Below are 18,562 nucleotides of genomic sequence, written 5' to 3'. Positions count from 1 at the left end.
ATCGAGAAAAAGTCTGCAAAAATCGTTATTAAAATCTGATTAACATCACTCATTGAGGTGTTGCAATCGGTATAGGTTGTACATCCGAGCCATTAAAATCAAAACAACATAGAGCCCAGACATGGATTTGCTATCTTCAAAATCAACTTCTAAATCACTCACTTCATAATACAATTGATAGGTCGAATGCTGTCTTAAAAAGCTATCCCCAAATGCCGTAACACTCAAGACGGGTATCTGTTTTAAAACTAACTTCTTCAAGGTTTCTTGGATAGACAAGGTATTACCACTTAGTGAAATAATAATAACAAAGTCATTTTCAGTCAGATTATCGGAAATGGCAGAAAAATTGGTTTCCCCAGAGAGTAAAAAATTGGGTCTTTTGTACAAGAACAGTTCATTTGAAAATTCTCTCGCAAAATTACTCTGAGTGAACCCTGTTGCGTAAATAATAACATTACACGCCTTATGAAGCATAGAAAACATTTTATCAAGGTCAATATTTTCCATTAACTTGATAGTATTATGAATATCGCCTAATAGTCTATCAATCACATCTTGGTCCGATGGGATAACTTGTGCGGCAAGGGAAGACTGAATAAAATACTTCATTTCCGAATAACCACTGAACCCTAGTTTTTTGGCAAATCTTAAAACCGTACTTTTAGACATTAGAACTTTTTGCCCTAATTCTATCAACGTTAATTCTGCAATATCCTCTTGATGAGCTATGATATACCTTGCTAAATCCTTTTCAGACTCCGACAAGTGATCGAAATGCAACCCAACTAACTGTTCAAAATTCAAGACTAACCCTCCACAAACTGATGCTTTCATGCTTAATCATAACGACTGATATAACAATATTGTATACTATTTGCTAAAAATTTTCGATACCAAAAAAGACAATGCTCATCGCATTATCCCTTTAGGTATTTATTTCATTAATCAAATAAATAGACAAAAGCTTCATAAGGTTGGAGTTCTTGTTTAACATTTAATGACGATGGCTCTTTGGGGTAATTATGGATTAAACAACGCCCTGAGCGTTCCAGCAACTCTTTTGGAAGATCAACATAAGTCGGCTTATCAGCAAAAGAACACACAACAAGAAGCGTCTGATTTTCGTATGTTCTCAAATAAGAATACACATTACTATCGCTTTCATTAATTAGTTCATAATCTCCGTGAACGATAATTGGTAATTGATGTCGCAAAGCAATTAGTTGTTTATAGTAATAGAAAACAGATCCTTCATCTTCTAAAGCTGACTCAGCATTAATAAATTGATTATCGCTAGAATAAGCAATCCAAGGTTTTGATGGTGAAAAACCATAGCCATCGTTGGCATCCCCATTCCAAGGGAAAGGGGTTCGAGCATTGTCTCTTGATTTGAGATACATCGACTCTTTAATATAACTTTCAGGCTCTCCTTTTTCTTTCATCAATTGCAAGAAATATTGCGTCTCAATATCTTGATAGTCTTCCACTTTTTCAAAAGGAACATTTTTCATACCTAACTCTTCTCCCTGAAAAATGTAAGGAGTCCCTTTCATCATATGTAATAAAGTAGCCAGCATTTTTGCAGATTCAACACGATATACACCGTCGTCACCAAAACGCGTTACAGCTCTAGGTTGGTCATGGTTACTCCAATATAAGCTATTCCAGCCTTCAGCTAACTTATCTTGCCACTCTGATAATACTCTCTTTAATTCACTTAATTTAAAACGAACATCAGAGAATTTGCCATAACGACCGTAGTCTAGATGCATATGGTCAAAATGGAACACCATATTTAACTCTTCATTTTCAGGTTTGGTGTAACGAAGGGCTTGATCAGCATTGGTATTAGGCGCTTCACCTACGGTCATCACATCATAACGTTTTAATACTTTTTCGTTCAATTCGTGCAAATACTCATGAACTCTAGGACCATTTGAAGCACCGATATAATAAGATTTAGTATAAGGGAGAGATTCTGGGGCATCTGGATAGTTTAGATCTTTACTGATTAACGTAATCACATCCACCCTAAACCCATCGATTCCAAATTGGAACCACCAATCTATCATCTGAAAAATCTCTTCACGCAATTTTGGATTATCCCAATTTAAATCGGGTTGTTCCTTGGCAAAACAATGTAAGTAATACTGGTTTCTTTCTGGAACATATTCCCAAGCTGAACCTCCAAAAGTGGATCCCCAATTGGTCGGCTCACTGCCATCTGGCTTTGGATCTTTCCAAATATAATAGTCTGAATACGGATTGTCTTGGCTTTTTTTAGACTCTTCAAACCAGCGGTGCTTATCACTAGTGTGATTAACCACTAAATCCAATATGACCTTTATACCTATTTTGTGGGCTTCTTCCAATAACGTTTTTAAATCATCTAATTGCCCATATTTAGGATCAATCTTATAATAATCGCTAATGTCATACCCGTTATCTACTCCTGGTGACTCATAAATTGGATTTAACCAGATGACATCAATACCAAGGGTCGCTAAGTAAGGAAGTTTTTCGATTATTCCTTTTAAATCACCAATACCATCTGCATTGCTATCTTTAAAACTTTGCGGGTACACTTGATAGACCACGCTATGTTTCCACCAATCTTTCTCCATGACGCTCTTCCTTTATATCCTACTTACAATTCATCTTCATCTAAATCATCAACTGATTCTTTTAAAAACTGATTCACATAGATAATCTGATTTTTAGCCTCTTCAATACTCTGTGTAATCAATTCTTCAGATAGTGGTTGATTTTCCAATTGTAACAACAAAGTCATGATAATAGGTAAATTCATCCCTGCAATGACGTGAACATTGGGTTTTAATTGTCTAACAAATTCTTGATTGACAGAACCGCCTAATAAATCTGTGAAAACCACAACATCTTCTGTATCTTGGCAACGGCCTAAAGCTGCTTCAACAGCCGAATCAATCGGCTCATTGTCAAGATAAGCACTGATGGTTTCAATATCTGTCAAAGAAGGTACGAGATACTTTAACGTATCTCCCATACCATCTGCTAACTTATGATGACTTGCAATAATAACTTTAACCATATATAACCTACGCTTTCAAAATTCCAAAATAAGATAATATAATTGAGAGGATAATAATACCAAAAATAATTTGGATAACAGATACTTTTTTACTTGCAATCAATTTATAGACAGCTACGGTTAATAAAGCAGGTAGTAACGAAGGCATGATTTTATCTAGCACTTCTGTTTGTAAAGGTAGGGAAACTTCTCCTGTTTTAAAAACAGTAGCAACGTCGATTTTGACAACAGAGGCTACCAAGGCACCAATAACAGTCAGTCCCATGATGGAAGCTGCCTCTGTAAAGACACTAAGGCGTTCACCTAAAGCTGTTACTAGCTTAATCCCTGATTTGTAACCGATGTTAAACAATTTAAAACGGAATAACAAGAAAAGCAGATTGAGTAAAAGCCAGACAATTGCTCCTGTCGGATTTCCCTCTAGTCCCATATAAGCAGATATAGAACCAATGATGGTTAGATAAAGAACCCAAACAAGGGTATCACCAATACCTGCCAAAGGCCCCATCATCCCTGTTTTAAAACTTTGAACCGCATCATGAGCAGCCGCCCCATCTTTTTCTTCCATTGCCACACTTGCCCCCAGCAAAATATTAGCCATCCAAGTTGTGGTATTGAAATATTTAAAATGATTATTCAAAGAGGCTAGGTATTCATTATCATCAGGGTAAATTTTTCGTAGTAATTTATTTAATCCAAATACAACTGCTGGTCCTTGTTGTGTTTCATAATTGAAGGTGTTACAAGCCATAAACATGTATCTAAAGGCTGCTTTATTAATGTCTTTAGTGGTTACGGTATCTTTTTGCTTACTCATCAAAATCATCTCCCATATCTTCTACAGTATTAGCACTAGTTGTAGCGACTTTTTGAGTCGTGGTTGTAAAGTAGTAATAAGCTAAAGCTAGTCCAATGATAGAAACCCCTACAATTGGTAGGCTAAGATAAGCCGTTAAGACAAATCCAATCAACAATAGGGATAGGTATTTTTTAGCTGGCATCACTTGTAACAACAACGCAATCCCTACAACAGGAAGCATATTACCAGCAACCGTTAGGCCAGTTGTCACCCAATCAGGGACATAATTCAAGATTAACGTAACAATTTGTTCACCGAACAATACACATAAAGCTGTTGGAATCGCCATTGATAGCCCAAAAATAAGAGGACCAAGCCAAAGGATGCGATTCATTTTATCAAATTGTTTGGCATTTGCTGCCTTTTGTGCCCAGTGTGCAACATAAGTATTTAGGATTTTAGCTAGTACATCTAGTTGAATGCCTAACATACCAACAGGAACCCCTACTGCCAGAGCAACAGCTTTGGCATCTTCAATATTGTTAGTACTCTTTATAGCGACATAACCACCAACCAATGCTGCCAACCCCCAGTTTGGAACCGATGAGCCTCCAATATTTGCGACACCTAACGACATTAATTGGAAGGTTCCACCAATAACCATGGCTGTTTCCATATCGCCCATAATAAGACCAACAAACAATGACACCATGATAGGAAACCAAGTCACAACGACTAGCCCTTGTTGATCCAAAACGACCCAAAATGATAGTAAAATAATTAAAATGCCTTGAATAATATCCATAGTGATCTACCTCAATTAATGTAGCTACTCATTGGTTCTTCAACATCATTTGGAACAAAATGGAAGGTTACTTCCACGCCAAGATTTTCCAATTCTTTCAAAGCACTGATTTCTTCCTCATTGACTGAAACCATCTTTTTAACAGTTTGCTTACCAGGACCATCAAAAATGATTCCGATATTAACTTTAGGAATAGCTACGCCTCCTTTAGCTAAGTCAACTAATGTTTGAGGGTGGCGGACAATTAGAAAAACGTTGTGACTGTCGTATTTTCCTGCTGCAAAATTAGTAATGGCTGTGTTTGTATCGATGATAGACATTCCTGTTCCTGCTGGCTTACTCATTCTCATAGCTGCCTTTTGAACTTCATCTTTGCTAATATCATCATCGACAACCATAAGGCGTTTGGCCTTGGTAAATCCTGCCCACTGTGTGACGACAATACCGTGAATAAGACGTTGATCGATTCTTGCTAATACTACTGACATAATGTTTTCTCCTTTTGTTATCGTTTACATTGGTTATTTTATCAACATCAATACGGGAAAACAATAGATTTCAGGCATTCTGAAACTTAGTCAGTGAGGTTGGGAAAAGTATTAAACGATGACACTTTTTCCCACTTGATAAGAAATAAAAAAGAGCACTACCTTCTACCCAAATGGGTAAAGGTAATGCTATAAATCATATATAAAGCTCACTCACTTTTTTCAATATCTTCTTTCAAATCATCAATATTGAAGGTTGCAAAGAGGTATTTTCGGTCTTGAACTGGGAAGCGTTGGTCTAATTGGTCAACGGGGCCAACTTCGACAATGCCTTCTGTGATGGTAAAGTCCATGATGTGGCCGCCAAAGGTCAAATCATCAGAGATAAAATGCAAGTGGTAGCCTGCCACACTAACGCCGTGGAACATCTCTGGGGTCCAAATCCCTACAATCGTTCCTGAAATGTTCTCACAGGTGTACTCTGGTTGTCTTGTGGCAACGTCTGCAAACTTAATATTAGGAGCTGATTTTGGAATCATGCGAACGTGCATTTTTGAAAAATTCCCTTTGATTTTAATGGAACGGAAGAGGTTTTGCCCGTCATAATAAGACTCGATGCGTCTTTTGAGCTCGGTATCGGTCATTTCAAAGCGTTGTTTAAAAATCACTTCTGCTTGATGAAAAACGACAGCAGCATAGGGAACGGTCACATCATCAGAAACCTCTACCACTTCTGCTTTGCCGTTAGAACCTTTGGCTTGATAGGCCTTACCATCAAGAATAATCAACTCACCATCAATCGAATCCAGCGTTCCAATTCCCAAATCACCGTGCTGCAAAAGCTCGCCGATGGTCATTGTTCCACCGTAAAGCCCCGCCATCAAAGCACTTAAGGTATTGTATTGAAATAGTTTAATAACGTCTGACATTTTACTTCACTTTCTTTCCTAACATCCTTACCGTTTATCAATAAAATTCATCCGGCAAAATGGTTTCACCTAGCTTGATATTGTCCTTATAATCAATAGGAATATCAATCAAAATCGGACCGTGTTTGACTTCTTCCAAGACTTGTTTTAAGGTCTGTTCAAAGGATTCTTTGCCGTCAACACGATAACCTTTGGCACCGAAACTTTCAGCGTATTTGACAAAATCAACCGGACCAAAATCAACGCCAGAAGAACGCCCGTATTTCATTTCTTCTTGGAATTCAACCATGTTGTATTTGCCATCATTCCAAATCAAATGAATGATCGGCAATTGGAAGCGCACAGCCGTTTCTAATTCTTGGGCAGAAAAGAGGAAACCTCCGTCGCCTGATATTGAAATAATCGTGGTGTTAGGGCGTATCAGGGCCGCTGAAATAGCCCATGGCAAAGCAACTCCCAGTGTCTGCATCCCATTTGAAAAGAGCAGGTGACGCGGCTCATAAGATTTGAAATAACGCGCCGTCCAAATGTAGTGACTTCCCACGTCAACAGTTACGGTCATGTCATCTGTGGTGTTGTCTTGCAAAACATCAATAACATCTAGTGGGTGCACCAAACCGTCTTTTGTTTTTCGGTCAAATTTCACATCTTCGACAACGTTTTTCTTAAGGTTTTGCAGGTAAGCCACCGATGTTTTTGGCAAGGAATAACCGTTGATGGCTGGCAACAAGAGTTGAATCGTATCAGCAATATCACCAATCAATTCACGCTCAGGTTGGAAATAAGTGTCAATTTCAGCCTGAGCTACGTCAATCACAATGATGCGAGCTGAAATTTCAGCATTCCAGTTGCGTGCCTCGTATTCGATTGGGTCATAGCCAATAGCAATCACCAAATCCGCTTTTTTGAGCAACATATCACCTGGTTGGTTGCGGAAAAGACCGACACGGCCAAAGAAGGTATCTTCTTCTAGTTCACGCGAAACAATTCCTGCGCCTTGGAACGTTTCAACAACTGGCAATTTGACAGCAGTCAACAATTGACGAATGGCTTGCGTTACCTTGCTCGTTGAGGCACCATTTCCCAACAAAAGAACAGGTAGTTGCGCATTGCGAATGGCTTGTGCCAAATAATTGATGTCATCCACGGAAGCAGAACCCAATTTAGGGTCAGTAAGTGGCTTGATGGCTTTGACAGACACCAAACTATCGGTCACATCTTGTGGAATAGATACAAAACTAGCTCCAGGTTTGCCTGATTTTGCTTCACGATAGGCGTTGGCGATGGTTTCTGACAAAGTATTTGGGTCATTGACTTCCACAGCATATTTGGTGACAGGCTCCATCATGGCAACGTTTTTCATGGATTGGTGCGAGCGTTTCAACAAATCAGAACGTTTCACTTGCCCAGAAATAGCCAAAACAGGGTCGCCCTCATCTGTTGCCGTTACTAAGCCCGTCGCTAAATTGGAAACCCCTGGACCGCTGGTGGTAATGACCACACCAGGATTACCTGTCATGCGTCCAATACCTTGCGCCATAAAAGCAGCATTTTGCTCATGACGCGCCACAATCAATTTCGGTCCCTTATCCTCCAGCGTGTCAAAGACACGGTCAATCTTAGCTCCAGGAATTCCGAAAATATACTCCACATCATGATTAATAAGGCTATCAACAATCAAGTCTGCCCCATATTGCTTATTCTCGCTCATTAGCTCCCCCATCTCTTTTATTTTATAATATTTTTTCGATATTTCACAAATATAAGTCAATTATATCATAGTTTTTGACAGACTTTGTGAATAAATACTTGTGAAATTTTTCTTTTAACATAAAAACAAAAGGACTCTTCACCACCGATTAAAAGAGACAAAGAGTCACTGGTTTGGGCTACTTTTGCCTTGTTCTGATAAAATCGTAAATAGTCATCACTACAAAGCCAGCAAACACAAGGATAATATTGCGCACGGGTTCGCCGCTTTGGTCAAAGAACATCAATAAAATAAAAATCGTGATAACCGTAATCAGATTGCTAATCAGCAAATCTCTAAAATTCATCTTCATGTAAAAATTCCACCATATTGACATCATCAGGAACCAAGGTCAGATAATGTTTAGCCACTTGATGCGCATGCTCTTTTTGCCCAAATTCTCGCAAAATGTAGGCATAATCATGCAAGAATTCTGGGTTTTCGCCCAAATCTGCAGCCAAGTCATTGTACAAGGCCAAGGCTTTTTTGTCAGCTTCTAGACCTTGATAGGCTTTGGCGATATTCCATTTGGTCAACACATTATCAATGGGCTCTTTGGCAAAGGCGATGACGTCTTCATAGCGTTCTTCCTCTAAATACAAATTGGTCAAACGCATCAAGACTTCTTCTTCGTCTTCTGCGACCTCTTTAGCACTGAGCAAATAACTTTCGGATTGAGCAGCATCGTGCAATTCATAAGCTAATTGTGAGGCTAATAACAACAAGCGATCATCAAACGCATTTTTGCTGATTCCTTTTTGTGCCATACGCAAGGCTTCTTCAGTCTTGTTTTCTTCGTGCAAGGAAAGGGCATAAACGTATTCATACCCTTGAAAATCAGGGTCCATGGTGTCCAATTGTTTGAAGTAGGTATTGGCTTTTTGGAATTCGTCTTGGTCATACAAAATGGTTGCCAATTCAAAGACCGTTTCATCGTCGTATTCGATTTCAATGGCTTTTTCCAAAAATTCAACGGCTGCTTCAAATTTACCAAGGCTAGCATAAGCTTTACCGATGCGTTGGTAGGTTGAAATACCTGTCATTTCTAGGACATCGCGGTTATCCAATTTGGCATATTCCTTGATGGCTTCTGAAAAATGACCCAATTCCATTTCGATTTCTGCTAATCCAAAAGTCACCAAAGGATCGTCGCTGATTTGAGAGGCTAACAAGAGTTTTTCACGCGCCACATCCGCCAAACCTTCCATATCGTAAATGTCCGCCATCACCAATAAAGCCGACAAATAAGCGTCACTATCAGGTGAAATGGCATCCAAATAAGTAAAAGCTGCCTCAATATCACCATCCTCAGCCGCAATCTGTGCGAGATTGATATTGACCTCAGGGAAAGACGCACGCTCTTTTTCATAGATGGTTTTTGCTTGATTTAAAAAACCAATGCTTTCAAGATATTCCGCTAACTCAAGCAATGCCTCATCGTCATCTTCCTTTAAAGCTTTTTTGAAATATTTATTGGCATGCTCCAAATCTTGATTTTGGATGGACACTACCATTTTTTCACTATTCAGCATGTTCGGCTACTTGTCCTCCTTCTTCTTCCTTCAATTCTTCGTACAAACCACTGACACGCTTGTACCACGCAAAAATTTCGGTCACAATAACTTTAGCCGAAGCGTACAATGGCACCCCTAAAAAGACGCCCCACACGCCAAACAGGGCTCCAGCCGTCAACAAAATAAACATAATGGTGATGGGGTGAATGTTCAAGCGGCTACCCAAAACCAATGGGGATACAAAACGCCCTTCAATAGTCTGCTCAATTGCAAACACAATCAGAACCTTGACTAACATAATCGGTCCTTGCACAATTCCCATAATCACAACAGGAACCATGGCTAGAAAACTTCCCAAATAAGGAACCATGTTCAAAAAGCCTGCCAAAATCCCAAAGGTCGCTGCGTAGCGAATGCCTATGATGTTAAAAAAGACGGCAAACATAATCCCAACCACAATAGCAACGGTTACCTGACCTTGAACGTAACCAGCCAATTGTTTGTTAATGTCTCCCAAAACACGCGAAATTGGTTGACGTGTTCTGGTAGGAAGGGCTTGAATCAAAGCTTCCTTCATCTTGCTACTGTCACGTAGAAAGTAAAACAAAATGAACGGTGACATGATAATTGCTACGGTCACACGGGCAAAGGTGCCTGCAAAAGTAGATGCCAAATCAATGGCATTTCTAGAAAAACTTTCTGCATAATCAACGGCTTTGGTTCCAATATTAGACACCATATCACTCAATTCTTTTTGATAAGCCAGTAACCAAGGGCTATCCAATAATTTATTGACTTCATGGTTGATGCTTCTCACATAATTTGGGAGATTTTCGACAAAAGAAGTCAGCTGAGTTTCAATCATCGGAATGAAGCTGGCTACCGCCCAAACCAAAAGGGCTGCAATAATGGCAAAGACAATGAAAATCGACACCGTACGATTGACACCGCGCCGTTCAATGAAGCTCACCAGTGGCTTAATGAGGTAATAAAGAAGGCCTGAAATAACCAAAGGCAGCATGATTACAGCAACCACTGAGACTAAGGTTGTAAATAAAAATGAAATCTTGGTAAAGAGATAAATGGTCAAAAACACCAAGAAAGTGACTAAAACAGCAACCACAGCTTGATTGTCTAAAAACCACTTAAAAAACCAAGAATCTGAAAATTTCTTTTCATCTTGCTGATGCATAACGTATTCCTTTCCAAACCACTATAATCCTACTTAGACACCATTATAGCATTTTTGAGCAAAATAACCACATTTAAGCAAAGTAGCTCAGTCGTAAAAAATAACCTCTTTATCAACCAATTCTTGCTGGTCGTTATAGACAAATTTTGCTGAAAAGAAGGGCACATCATCCAAAATCCATTTGAACATCTCATAATCCCCTTCCCAAGTTGGTTTTGAGAGCACTTTATCATAAGGTACCCATTCTAAAGTACCCTCTTTTGATTCCTCATCTGAAATCAATTCTCCCTCAAAATCAGTGACCTTAAAGACATAAGTGTACCAGTCATGACCTGGGGTGAATTCTGGAAACGTAATCACACCTTTGAAATCCATTTTTTTAACCGTTAAATGCGTTTCCTCAAAAATCTCACGTTTGGCACACTCATCAGGCGTTTCACCCGCTTCCAATTTTCCACCTACTGAAATCCATTTCCCGTGATGGACGTCGTTTGGCTTTTTATTTCGATGCAATAATAACAAGGCTTGGCCATTGTCAATGTAACAAATGGTGGCTAGTTTAGTCATTGTGATTTCCTCTCATGTTTGGCGTATTTTCTGATATTCTCATCTTGTCAAACGCAAAAAACACCCTACCAACAGTGTGATAGGATGCTAGACTGTGATTATTTGATGACTTGTTGCATTTTAGCGTATTTCGCTTCAACAGCGTCTTTTTCTGCTTTCCACCAATCTTCATGGTCAGTGTACCATTTGATCGTGTCTTCAAGTCCTTCTTCAAAGTTTGTGAATTGTGGTTCCCATCCAAGTTCTTCACGAAGTTTTGTTGAGTCAATCGCGTAACGAAGGTCGTGACCTGCACGGTCTGTAACGTGGTCGTAAGCGTCTTTTGGTTGACCCATTTTTTCAAGGATAAGTTCAAGAACTTCTTTGTTATTCTTTTCACCATCAGCACCGATAAGGTAAGTTTCACCGATACGTCCTTTAGTCAAGATAGCCCAAACACCAGTCGAATGGTCGTTGGTGTGAATCCAATCACGAACGTTTTTACCATCACCGTAAAGTTTTGGTCGAATACCTGACAAGATGTTCGTGATTTGACGTGGAATGAATTTTTCGATGTGTTGGTATGGTCCGTAGTTGTTTGAACAGTTAGAAATAGTTGCTTTCACACCGAAAGAACGTACCCAAGCTTTAACAATCAAATCTGAAGCAGCTTTGGTTGATGAGTAAGGTGAACTTGGGTTGTAGTTTGTTTCTGCTGTGAATTTTTCACCTGGACCTTCACCATGTCCTGGAAGGTCTTCACGAAGAGGAAGGTCACCGTACACTTCATCTGTTGATACATGGTGGAAACGAATATCATATTTACGAGCAGCTTCCAACAAAGTGTACGTTCCAACAAAGTTAGTGTGGATAAATGGGCTTGGGTCCTTCAATGAGTTATCGTTGTGGCTTTCAGCCGCATAGTGAACAATAGCATCCGCTTTTGCTGCTAATTTATCCACCAATTCAGCATCGGCAATATCGCCAACAACCAATTCAACACGATCACCTAGAATTTCTTCTAGGTTAGCACGGTTACCAGCGTAAGTGAGTTTGTCAAGGACTGTCACATGAACGTCTGGATGATTATTATAAACATAATGTACGAAATTTGAACCGATGAACCCAGCGCCACCAGTTACGATGATATTTTTGTATTCTGACATAATTTAAGATACAAAGGGACATTTTGCTTGTGCAAAATCTCGTAGAAAATAGAACATCTTTTCTCAGAGATTTAGTCCCGTGTTCTGTTTTTAAAAAACGGAACATTCCTTTCTGATTTATTTTTATTTGGTATTACAAATCGTCTTTGCTTAGTGGTTTAACGTCTTTTAATAATGGGTGGTTTTTGTCTGCTTCAGACACTTCCGCTTCTTCCAAGTTTTCCCATTTGATGCCCAAAGTTGGGTCGGCGTAGTTAACAAAGGCATATTTAGGTTTTAATTCTAAAGCCCAGTAGTCATTAACCAAGTAGCTGTATGACACTTTATCAGACAAGACTTGGAAACCATTGGCAACGCCGCGAGGAACGAAAATCCCTTTTGAAGCATCGATAACGGTTTGATACACATGACCAAAGCTGTCGCCTTCACGCAAGTCAACCCATGAACCAAGGACTTTTCCTTCATCAGCTACTGAGATGTATTTATCCCATGGTTCTGCATGAAGCCCACGCAAAACATTTTTATGTGAAAAGCTGACATTATTTTGCAATTTGCCTTCTGCAAAGAATGATTCTGGAAAACCAAGCGGTACCATTTTTTCTTTTTGGAAGTTTTCTTTGAACCAACCACGGTTGTCGCCATGCACAGGAATATCAAATTCAATCATTCCTGGGATGGCTTCGATGGGACGTGCAGCTAAAGCTTTACCAAAAAATTGTTCTGTCATTATTCTTCTCCAATCAAACGAAGCAAGTATTTACCGTATTCGTTTTTCTTCAATGGTTGTGCGAGATTGTGCACATCTTCCCTTGTGATGTAACCCATACGGTAAGCAATTTCTTCCAAGTTAGCAACTTGAAGGTTTTGCATACGTTGCACGGTTTCAATGTATTGGGCTGCTTCCAAAAGGCTTTCGTGTGTTCCTGTATCAAGCCAAGCAAAGCCACGTTCCATCACTTCAACAGAAAGGTCGCCACGTTCAAGGTAAACTTTGTTAACATCTGTGATTTCAAGTTCGCCACGCGCACTTGGTTTGATGTTTTTAGCAATCTCAACCACGTCATTGTCATAGAAATAAAGACCTGTGACAGCATAGTGAGATTTCGGATGTTCTGGTTTTTCCTCGATTGAAATAGCATTTCGGTTTTCATCAAATTCAACCACACCAAAACGTTCTGGATCTTTTACTTGGTAACCAAAGACAGTAGCACCTTTTTCCTTGCTGGCTGCTTTTTGAAGCATTTTGCTAAGTCCTGGTCCATGGTAGATGTTGTCACCCAAGATAAGAGCAACATTGTCATCACCGATAAATTCTTCACCGATGATAAAGGCTTGAGCCAAACCATCTGGACTTGGTTGCACAGCATAAGTCAATGAAATACCGAATTCTGAACCATCACCAAGTAATTCTTCAAAACGATGGATATCTGTTGGCGTTGAAATGATTAGGATATCACGAATCCCTGCCAACATCAGTGTAGATAGGGGGTAATAAATCATTGGTTTATCATACACTGGCATAAGTTGTTTTGAAGCTGCACGAGTCAAAGGGTACAAACGAGTCCCTGAACCTCCTGCTAGAATAATACCTTTCATACTAGGTCTCCCTCTTACATTAATTATTCAATCCTATTCTATCATTTTTTTCAAATGCCGTCACTAAGTTTCTAGATTTTACACTGGACTTACCTTACTTGTCCTTCACATTTACAAATGGTAAAACGGATTCGTTGGGGCTTGACTGGCGATAAATGTGACATCCCAGTCTTGCTCAGCTTTCCAAGTTTCGCATTTTTCGATGACTTTTTCAATAAATAACACTTCGATGTGGTGACCTGGGTCAATAGCCATCAAACCATTGGTAATCATTTCTTGTGCAGTGTGATAATAAATATCGCCTGTGATGTAAACTTGTGCCCCTTTGGCTAAAGCATCGTGGTAAAAACTTTGACCACTGCCACCGCAAACAGCCACACGGTTAATCAGCTGGTCCTGATTGCCATAAGCCACCAAACGCACACTATCCAAGTGAAAGGCCTCCTTCACAGTCAAGGCAAAATCTGAAAAAGCCTGCTCTTTAATCGTGCCAATGCGCCCGATACCATACCCGTCTTTGGTCGGAATCAATATTTCTGTATTTGTAATCCCCAAACGTTCGCAAAACCAATCATTTAATCCATCTGGCACAATATCAATATTGGTATGACTGACGTAAACAGCGATGTCGTGTTTGATTAAATCCAAGTAAATCTGGTTTTGAGCTGTTGCCACCAAATCTTTAAGTGGTTTAAAAATAGGAGCGTGTTTGACAATGATCAAATCCACATTTTTAGCAATAGCTTCCGCAACTGTTGTTTCACGGACATCGAGAGCTACCATCACGCGGTTGATATCCTTGTCCAAGGTCCCTATTTGCAAGCCTGAAATGTCACCCTCCATAGATAATGCTTGCGGGCAATAGGCTTCGTAACGGGCAATAAGATCACTTGCTTTCATGGATAACCTCCTTAATGGCATCTATTTTTTGAATCATAGCAGTGCGGTCAGCCACACGATTTTCAGGAATATGAGACAAAGCCAGTTCCAGTTTGGCCAGTTCACGTTCCCAGCGAGCACAAAAAACAGGCGATTTGGCTTGCATAAGAAATGGTCCAAAGCGCAAATCTTCGGCTGATAAATGCATGTGACCGTGTTCGACTACCATAATTTCGTAATACTTATCGTTTTCGGTCATGATGTGTTCAGCAACCAATTTAAATCCATTGGTCATCAACCAGGCACGCAATTCATCTTCACGGTTATTGGGTTGTAAAATCAAGCGTTCAACGCTAGCTAATTTTGCTTTTCCTGCTGCTAAAATCTCCGCAATCAGGCCACCACCCATGCCACAAATCGTAATAACATCCACCTTATCTTCTGGCTCAAATGCTGCCAAACCATTGGCCAAACGAACAGCTATCTTGTCATTCAAGCCAGCGTTAGCCACATTATGAAGGGCTGATTCATAAGGTCCCTTGACCACTTCACCAGCAAGAGCAAAGGAAATGGTATTGTCTTCAATCAAAGCAATGGGCAAGTAGGCATGGTCACTTCCCACATCTAATAAACGTGCGCCCTGCGGTACAAATTCTGCCACAGCCGCCAAACGTTGTGATAATACTGTCTGCATAAGTCTTCCTTCTAAATCTTCATTCACCACATTATTATATCAAAAAGGCACCCGGCTTACAAAAAGCGATGGCAATATAAAAAAGCTGAATATCAGCTTTTTACTTGGTATTTTTAACATGATCCTTGTAGTATTTGCAGTAACTTTGGACTGGGCAAATCGCACACTTAGGATTTTTGGCTAGGCAAAAGTAACGCCCAAAGAAAATCAAGCGATGATGTGTCACAATCCAATCCCTTTTAGGAATTTTCTTCATCAAATCATGCTCAATTTCAGTTACACTCGCGTCTTGTGCTGAGATATTAAGGCGCTTAGCAACACGAGAAACATGGGTATCTACGGCAATGGAAGGCACTTTGTAAATCTCTGCCAAAACAACATTGGCAGTCTTGCGCCCCACTCCCGGCAGGCTTTCTAGTTCCTTGTGCGTCTTAGGTACCACGCCGTCAAAATCCTGCAAAACAGCTCGCGCCGTTTTTACAATATTACGAGCCTTGTTTTTATAGAGCCCAATCGTTCTCAAATCATTTTCAACATCGACCACATTTGCCGCAGCCAAATCCGCGATAGTGGGGTAATGTTGCCACAACTGAGGGGTTACCTTATTGACCGATTTATCTGTTGTCTGTGCTGATAAAATCACAGCCACCAATAATTGAAAAGGGGTTTGATAGTCTAATTCACAGTGTGCATCAGGATACATCTCACCAATAATGACCAAGACCTTGCGCAAACGTTCTCTACCTAATCTCATGAGTCACTCCATAAATCCATTGCTGACAAAAAGTCATCTGATACGAATACTTTGTTGGTTTTGCCACCTTCACGCTCCTTGCGATTTTCCTCAACTTGACGCACAGTGGTAATGCCCTCACGGCGCCAATTACGCAAAATAGCCGTAATGTATCTCCAGTTGGTTTTACCATTGAAAACCGCTTCACGCAAGGCTTCCCGAACCAAATCAGGATCCACTTGGTCCTCACGAATGGTTTGCTGCAAATCCTCCAATTCAAAGGGGCTAAGCATCCGACCCAATTCGCGCTCAAAATCCTCAACCAAGGTTTTGATCGGATTGTCAGAAGCTTGCTTTTCTGGGGTTGTATTAGCTTGATCTTGCAATTGATCCAAGCGGGCTAAAACGGGGCTAGCATCAAAAAGCACTTCAATCTCATTGCCCAGCTCAATGGTTTTCATATCCAAAAGCCCCTGAGCCGTCAAATCTGAAATGGTACTATTGACCTCAGCCACGGTTTTATTTAAGGCAGCAGCTATCTGACTAGGCGCCAAATCCTCCATTTTTGTAGTGTTTTGCAAATAAATAAATTGCCAAATCACAAAATCATCGGCGCTTTTAAAAATATCCTTATAATGAAATAGCAGAGCACTTGGCAAAACCAAATTGCCCGATTTAAAATTGTCTAAAAAACTCATGACACTGTCTCTAAAAAGAGAATCTCCTTTATTGTTTATTTGGCTTTATCGCCCTAAATACCTGCAGATTCTCCCAACTGTTCTAATAAATAAGGGGTTTCTTGGTAAACGGCATAGTTAATCCAGTTGCTAAAGAAAGTCGTTGCGGCTAAATTCCACTGCATTGGTATGGCTTGACTAGGGTCATCATTGATATAATAATGCGCCGGCAAGTGGGGTTCTTTTCCAGCTTTGACATCACGCTGGTATTCCCAATCAAGAGTACCTCTATCATACTCCAAATGCCCAAAACTGTAAACTTCCCGCAAATCTTTACTGGCCACAATGGAAACGCCGACTTCTTTCCCTGAAGCAACGATCTCAAGGTGTTCCACCTGCTCAATCGCCGCACGCGTCACTTCTGTATGGCGTGAATGGGGTGCCATAAACACATCATCAAAGCCACGCACCAAAGGATTTGACGGTGCTTCAATCGTCTGAGCAAAAATACCTGACAATTTCTGTGGAAGCGGTGCCTTAGGAATGCCGTATTTGTAATACAAGCCTGCTTGCGCGCCCCAACACAGGTGTAAGGTCGAGTACACATGACTTTTAGCCCAATCAAATATCTGACACAACTCCTCCCAATAATCCACCTCTTCATATCGAAGGGTTTCAACAGGGGCGCCCGTCACAATCAAGCCATCATAATAATTGTCCTTCACATCCTCAAAGGTCTTGTAAAAGGTTTCGAGATGACTTTTGGCTGTGTTTTTGGAATGATGGCTGCGCATATACAAAAAGTCAATATTGATTTGCAAGGGAGTATTAGCCAATAAACGCAATAATTGCAACTCGGTAGTTTCCTTTGTCGGCATTAAATTGACAATCAAAAAACGAATGGGGCGGATATCTTGGTGATTTGCCCGTTTATTGTCCATAATAAAGACATTCTCTTTGCGCAAAATGTCTAATACAGGTAGTTCGCGATCAAGTTTTATTGGCATGAAAATATCTCCATTCTATAATATGTTAAATCATATTATAAAACATGGAGATATAGTTTTCAATTATATAAATTCTTTATGTAGTTATAACTAATAACTATAATTAACCTGGGAAGTTCATCAAGACTTTGGTATCGTAACCTTCAATAGCTTTACGACCATTAAGACCATCCAATTCAATCAAGAAGGCACAACCAGCAACTACGCCACCAAGGCGTTCAACCATTTCAATGGTCGCTTTAACGGTACCACCTGTTGCAAGGAGGTCATCCACGATAAGAACACGTTGACCTGGTTTGATGGCATCTGCGTGCATACATAAAGTATCCACTCCGTATTCTTTTTCGTAATCTGCTGAAATTACTTCGCGAGGCAATTTACCTGGTTTACGTACTGGCGCAAAACCAATACCAAGTTCAAAAGCAACTGGGCAACCAACGATAAAACCACGCGCCTCAGGCCCAACAATCATATCGATTTTCTTGTCTGTTGCGTATTGAACAATTTCACGGATGGCGTAGCTGTACGCATTTCCATCTGCCATTAGAGGCGAAATGTCACGAAAAGTAATCCCTTCTTCTGGGTAATTTTCAATTGAAGCAATATAATTTCTTAAATCCATTTTCTTCTTTCTATGGGCTTTTTGCCAAAAAATGTTTTACATTTTATTATAGCATATTTTTCGAAAAAAGAAGGGGATTTAGGTAATAAATT

Annotated in this window: 21 protein-coding genes; all 21 read right to left on the bottom strand. The window is 40.0% G+C overall.

Annotated elements, in window-relative coordinates; all coding sequences use genetic code 11:
* Positions 1-45 precede the first annotated feature (45 nt).
* The 21 genes from B3473_RS06340 to B3473_RS06240 all read right to left on the bottom strand — a co-directional run bounded on the left by B3473_RS06340 (position 46) and on the right by B3473_RS06240 (position 18,470).
* The gene (locus tag B3473_RS06340) at positions 46-807 is read right to left on the bottom strand and encodes a MurR/RpiR family transcriptional regulator (protein ID WP_293677973.1); all 762 of its coding nucleotides are present in this window, start codon (positions 805-807) and stop codon (positions 46-48) included.
* Positions 808-944: 137 nt separating this feature from the next.
* Complete coding sequence (locus tag B3473_RS06335) at positions 945-2,627, bottom strand: glycoside hydrolase family 13 protein (protein WP_293677971.1); 1,683 nt, start codon at positions 2,625-2,627, stop codon at positions 945-947.
* Positions 2,628-2,650: 23 nt separating this feature from the next.
* Positions 2,651-3,073, bottom strand: coding sequence for a PTS sugar transporter subunit IIA (locus B3473_RS06330; protein WP_154454265.1), 423 nt, complete (start codon positions 3,071-3,073; stop codon positions 2,651-2,653).
* A 7-nt stretch (positions 3,074-3,080) separates the two neighbouring features.
* Positions 3,081-3,899: a PTS system mannose/fructose/sorbose family transporter subunit IID gene (locus B3473_RS06325; RefSeq protein ID WP_154454266.1), complete on the bottom strand. Its 819-nt coding sequence runs from the start codon at positions 3,897-3,899 to the stop codon at positions 3,081-3,083.
* Positions 3,883-4,677, bottom strand: coding sequence for a PTS mannose/fructose/sorbose/N-acetylgalactosamine transporter subunit IIC (locus B3473_RS06320; RefSeq protein WP_235280896.1), 795 nt, complete (start codon positions 4,675-4,677; stop codon positions 3,883-3,885). The genes B3473_RS06325 and B3473_RS06320 overlap by 17 nt, the downstream gene beginning before the upstream one ends.
* Before the next feature lie 11 nt (positions 4,678-4,688).
* Positions 4,689-5,165, bottom strand: coding sequence for a PTS system mannose/fructose/N-acetylgalactosamine-transporter subunit IIB (locus B3473_RS06315; protein ID WP_154454268.1), 477 nt, complete (start codon positions 5,163-5,165; stop codon positions 4,689-4,691).
* A gap of 209 nt (positions 5,166-5,374) precedes the next feature.
* Positions 5,375-6,094 carry an acetolactate decarboxylase gene (budA, locus tag B3473_RS06310; protein WP_154454269.1) on the bottom strand — a complete coding sequence of 240 codons (720 nt, stop codon included), beginning with the start codon at positions 6,092-6,094 and terminating at the stop codon, positions 5,375-5,377.
* Between the two features lie 37 nt (positions 6,095-6,131).
* Complete coding sequence (gene alsS / locus B3473_RS06305) at positions 6,132-7,805, bottom strand: acetolactate synthase AlsS (RefSeq protein WP_154454270.1); 1,674 nt, start codon at positions 7,803-7,805, stop codon at positions 6,132-6,134.
* A gap of 178 nt (positions 7,806-7,983) precedes the next feature.
* A complete protein-coding gene (locus tag B3473_RS06300; RefSeq protein WP_154454271.1) occupies positions 7,984-8,157 on the bottom strand; it encodes a sec-independent periplasmic protein translocation protein TatC in 174 nt (57 codons plus the stop codon).
* Entirely contained in the window at positions 8,141-9,376 is a 1,236-nt protein-coding gene (locus B3473_RS06295; RefSeq protein WP_235280894.1) for a tetratricopeptide repeat protein, read from the bottom strand. Before B3473_RS06295 ends, B3473_RS06300 begins: the two co-directional genes overlap by 17 nt.
* Positions 9,366-10,550, bottom strand: a complete 1,185-nt coding sequence (locus B3473_RS06290) for an AI-2E family transporter (RefSeq protein ID WP_269725778.1) — start codon at positions 10,548-10,550, stop codon at positions 9,366-9,368. Before B3473_RS06290 ends, B3473_RS06295 begins: the two co-directional genes overlap by 11 nt.
* Positions 10,551-10,637: 87 nt before the next feature.
* Positions 10,638-11,117, bottom strand: a complete 480-nt coding sequence (locus tag B3473_RS06285) for an NUDIX hydrolase (RefSeq protein WP_154454274.1) — start codon at positions 11,115-11,117, stop codon at positions 10,638-10,640.
* 98 nt (positions 11,118-11,215) lie between these two features.
* A complete protein-coding gene (rfbB, locus tag B3473_RS06280) occupies positions 11,216-12,262 on the bottom strand; it encodes a dTDP-glucose 4,6-dehydratase (RefSeq protein ID WP_154454275.1) in 1,047 nt (348 codons plus the stop codon).
* A 133-nt stretch (positions 12,263-12,395) separates the two neighbouring features.
* Positions 12,396-12,989 carry a dTDP-4-dehydrorhamnose 3,5-epimerase family protein gene (locus B3473_RS06275; protein WP_154454276.1) on the bottom strand — a complete coding sequence of 198 codons (594 nt, stop codon included), beginning with the start codon at positions 12,987-12,989 and terminating at the stop codon, positions 12,396-12,398.
* Positions 12,989-13,858: a glucose-1-phosphate thymidylyltransferase RfbA gene (gene rfbA, locus B3473_RS06270; protein WP_154454277.1), complete on the bottom strand. Its 870-nt coding sequence runs from the start codon at positions 13,856-13,858 to the stop codon at positions 12,989-12,991. The genes B3473_RS06275 and rfbA overlap by 1 nt, the downstream gene beginning before the upstream one ends.
* Positions 13,859-13,969: 111 nt before the next feature.
* Positions 13,970-14,758 carry a Nif3-like dinuclear metal center hexameric protein gene (locus tag B3473_RS06265; RefSeq protein WP_154454278.1) on the bottom strand — a complete coding sequence of 263 codons (789 nt, stop codon included), beginning with the start codon at positions 14,756-14,758 and terminating at the stop codon, positions 13,970-13,972.
* Positions 14,745-15,431: a tRNA (adenine(22)-N(1))-methyltransferase gene (locus B3473_RS06260; protein WP_154454279.1), complete on the bottom strand. Its 687-nt coding sequence runs from the start codon at positions 15,429-15,431 to the stop codon at positions 14,745-14,747. Before B3473_RS06260 ends, B3473_RS06265 begins: the two co-directional genes overlap by 14 nt.
* Positions 15,432-15,531: 100 nt before the next feature.
* Positions 15,532-16,185 (bottom strand): endonuclease III, encoded by a 654-nt coding sequence (gene nth / locus B3473_RS06255; protein WP_154454280.1) that lies wholly within the window; start codon positions 16,183-16,185, stop codon positions 15,532-15,534.
* Positions 16,182-16,862 carry a DnaD domain-containing protein gene (locus B3473_RS06250; protein ID WP_154454281.1) on the bottom strand — a complete coding sequence of 227 codons (681 nt, stop codon included), beginning with the start codon at positions 16,860-16,862 and terminating at the stop codon, positions 16,182-16,184. Before B3473_RS06250 ends, nth begins: the two co-directional genes overlap by 4 nt.
* A 53-nt stretch (positions 16,863-16,915) precedes the next feature.
* Positions 16,916-17,848: a homoserine O-acetyltransferase MetA gene (metA, locus tag B3473_RS06245; RefSeq protein ID WP_264879599.1), complete on the bottom strand. Its 933-nt coding sequence runs from the start codon at positions 17,846-17,848 to the stop codon at positions 16,916-16,918.
* Between the two features lie 103 nt (positions 17,849-17,951).
* Entirely contained in the window at positions 17,952-18,470 is a 519-nt protein-coding gene (locus tag B3473_RS06240; protein WP_154454283.1) for an adenine phosphoribosyltransferase, read from the bottom strand.
* Positions 18,471-18,562 lie beyond the last annotated feature (92 nt).

It is taken from the genome of Streptococcus sp. UBA632 (assembly GCF_002300045.1).
GTDB lineage: Bacteria > Bacillota > Bacilli > Lactobacillales > Streptococcaceae > Streptococcus > Streptococcus alactolyticus.
Note: the sequence above shows the minus strand (reverse complement) of the source record. Positions and strands in the feature narration are given on the sequence as shown.

Excerpts from the sequence above, each read along its gene's own strand:
- alsS (WP_154454270.1), bottom strand. The coding sequence starts at position 7,805 with ATGAGCGAGAATAAGCAATATGGGGCAGACTTGATTGTTGATAGCCTT.
- B3473_RS06295 (WP_235280894.1), bottom strand. The coding sequence starts at position 9,376 with ATGCTGAATAGTGAAAAAATGGTAGTGTCCATCCAAAATCAAGATTTG.
- B3473_RS06290 (WP_269725778.1), bottom strand. The coding sequence starts at position 10,550 with ATGCATCAGCAAGATGAAAAGAAATTTTCAGATTCTTGGTTTTTTAAG.
- B3473_RS06325 (WP_154454266.1), bottom strand. The coding sequence starts at position 3,899 with ATGATTTTGATGAGTAAGCAAAAAGATACCGTAACCACTAAAGACATT.
- B3473_RS06285 (WP_154454274.1), bottom strand. The coding sequence starts at position 11,117 with ATGACTAAACTAGCCACCATTTGTTACATTGACAATGGCCAAGCCTTG.
- B3473_RS06335 (WP_293677971.1), bottom strand. The coding sequence starts at position 2,627 with ATGGAGAAAGATTGGTGGAAACATAGCGTGGTCTATCAAGTGTACCCG.
- B3473_RS06315 (WP_154454268.1), bottom strand. The coding sequence starts at position 5,165 with ATGTCAGTAGTATTAGCAAGAATCGATCAACGTCTTATTCACGGTATT.
- rfbB (WP_154454275.1), bottom strand. The coding sequence starts at position 12,262 with ATGTCAGAATACAAAAATATCATCGTAACTGGTGGCGCTGGGTTCATC.
- B3473_RS06260 (WP_154454279.1), bottom strand. The coding sequence starts at position 15,431 with ATGCAGACAGTATTATCACAACGTTTGGCGGCTGTGGCAGAATTTGTA.
- B3473_RS06300 (WP_154454271.1), bottom strand. The coding sequence starts at position 8,157 with ATGAAGATGAATTTTAGAGATTTGCTGATTAGCAATCTGATTACGGTT.
- B3473_RS06265 (WP_154454278.1), bottom strand. The coding sequence starts at position 14,758 with ATGAAAGCAAGTGATCTTATTGCCCGTTACGAAGCCTATTGCCCGCAA.
- B3473_RS06240 (WP_154454283.1), bottom strand. The coding sequence starts at position 18,470 with ATGGATTTAAGAAATTATATTGCTTCAATTGAAAATTACCCAGAAGAA.
- rfbA (WP_154454277.1), bottom strand. The coding sequence starts at position 13,858 with ATGAAAGGTATTATTCTAGCAGGAGGTTCAGGGACTCGTTTGTACCCT.
- nth (WP_154454280.1), bottom strand. The coding sequence starts at position 16,185 with ATGAGATTAGGTAGAGAACGTTTGCGCAAGGTCTTGGTCATTATTGGT.
- budA (WP_154454269.1), bottom strand. The coding sequence starts at position 6,094 with ATGTCAGACGTTATTAAACTATTTCAATACAATACCTTAAGTGCTTTG.
- B3473_RS06320 (WP_235280896.1), bottom strand. The coding sequence starts at position 4,677 with ATGGATATTATTCAAGGCATTTTAATTATTTTACTATCATTTTGGGTC.
- metA (WP_264879599.1), bottom strand. The coding sequence starts at position 17,848 with ATGCCAATAAAACTTGATCGCGAACTACCTGTATTAGACATTTTGCGC.
- B3473_RS06330 (WP_154454265.1), bottom strand. The coding sequence starts at position 3,073 with ATGGTTAAAGTTATTATTGCAAGTCATCATAAGTTAGCAGATGGTATG.
- B3473_RS06275 (WP_154454276.1), bottom strand. The coding sequence starts at position 12,989 with ATGACAGAACAATTTTTTGGTAAAGCTTTAGCTGCACGTCCCATCGAA.
- B3473_RS06250 (WP_154454281.1), bottom strand. The coding sequence starts at position 16,862 with ATGAGTTTTTTAGACAATTTTAAATCGGGCAATTTGGTTTTGCCAAGT.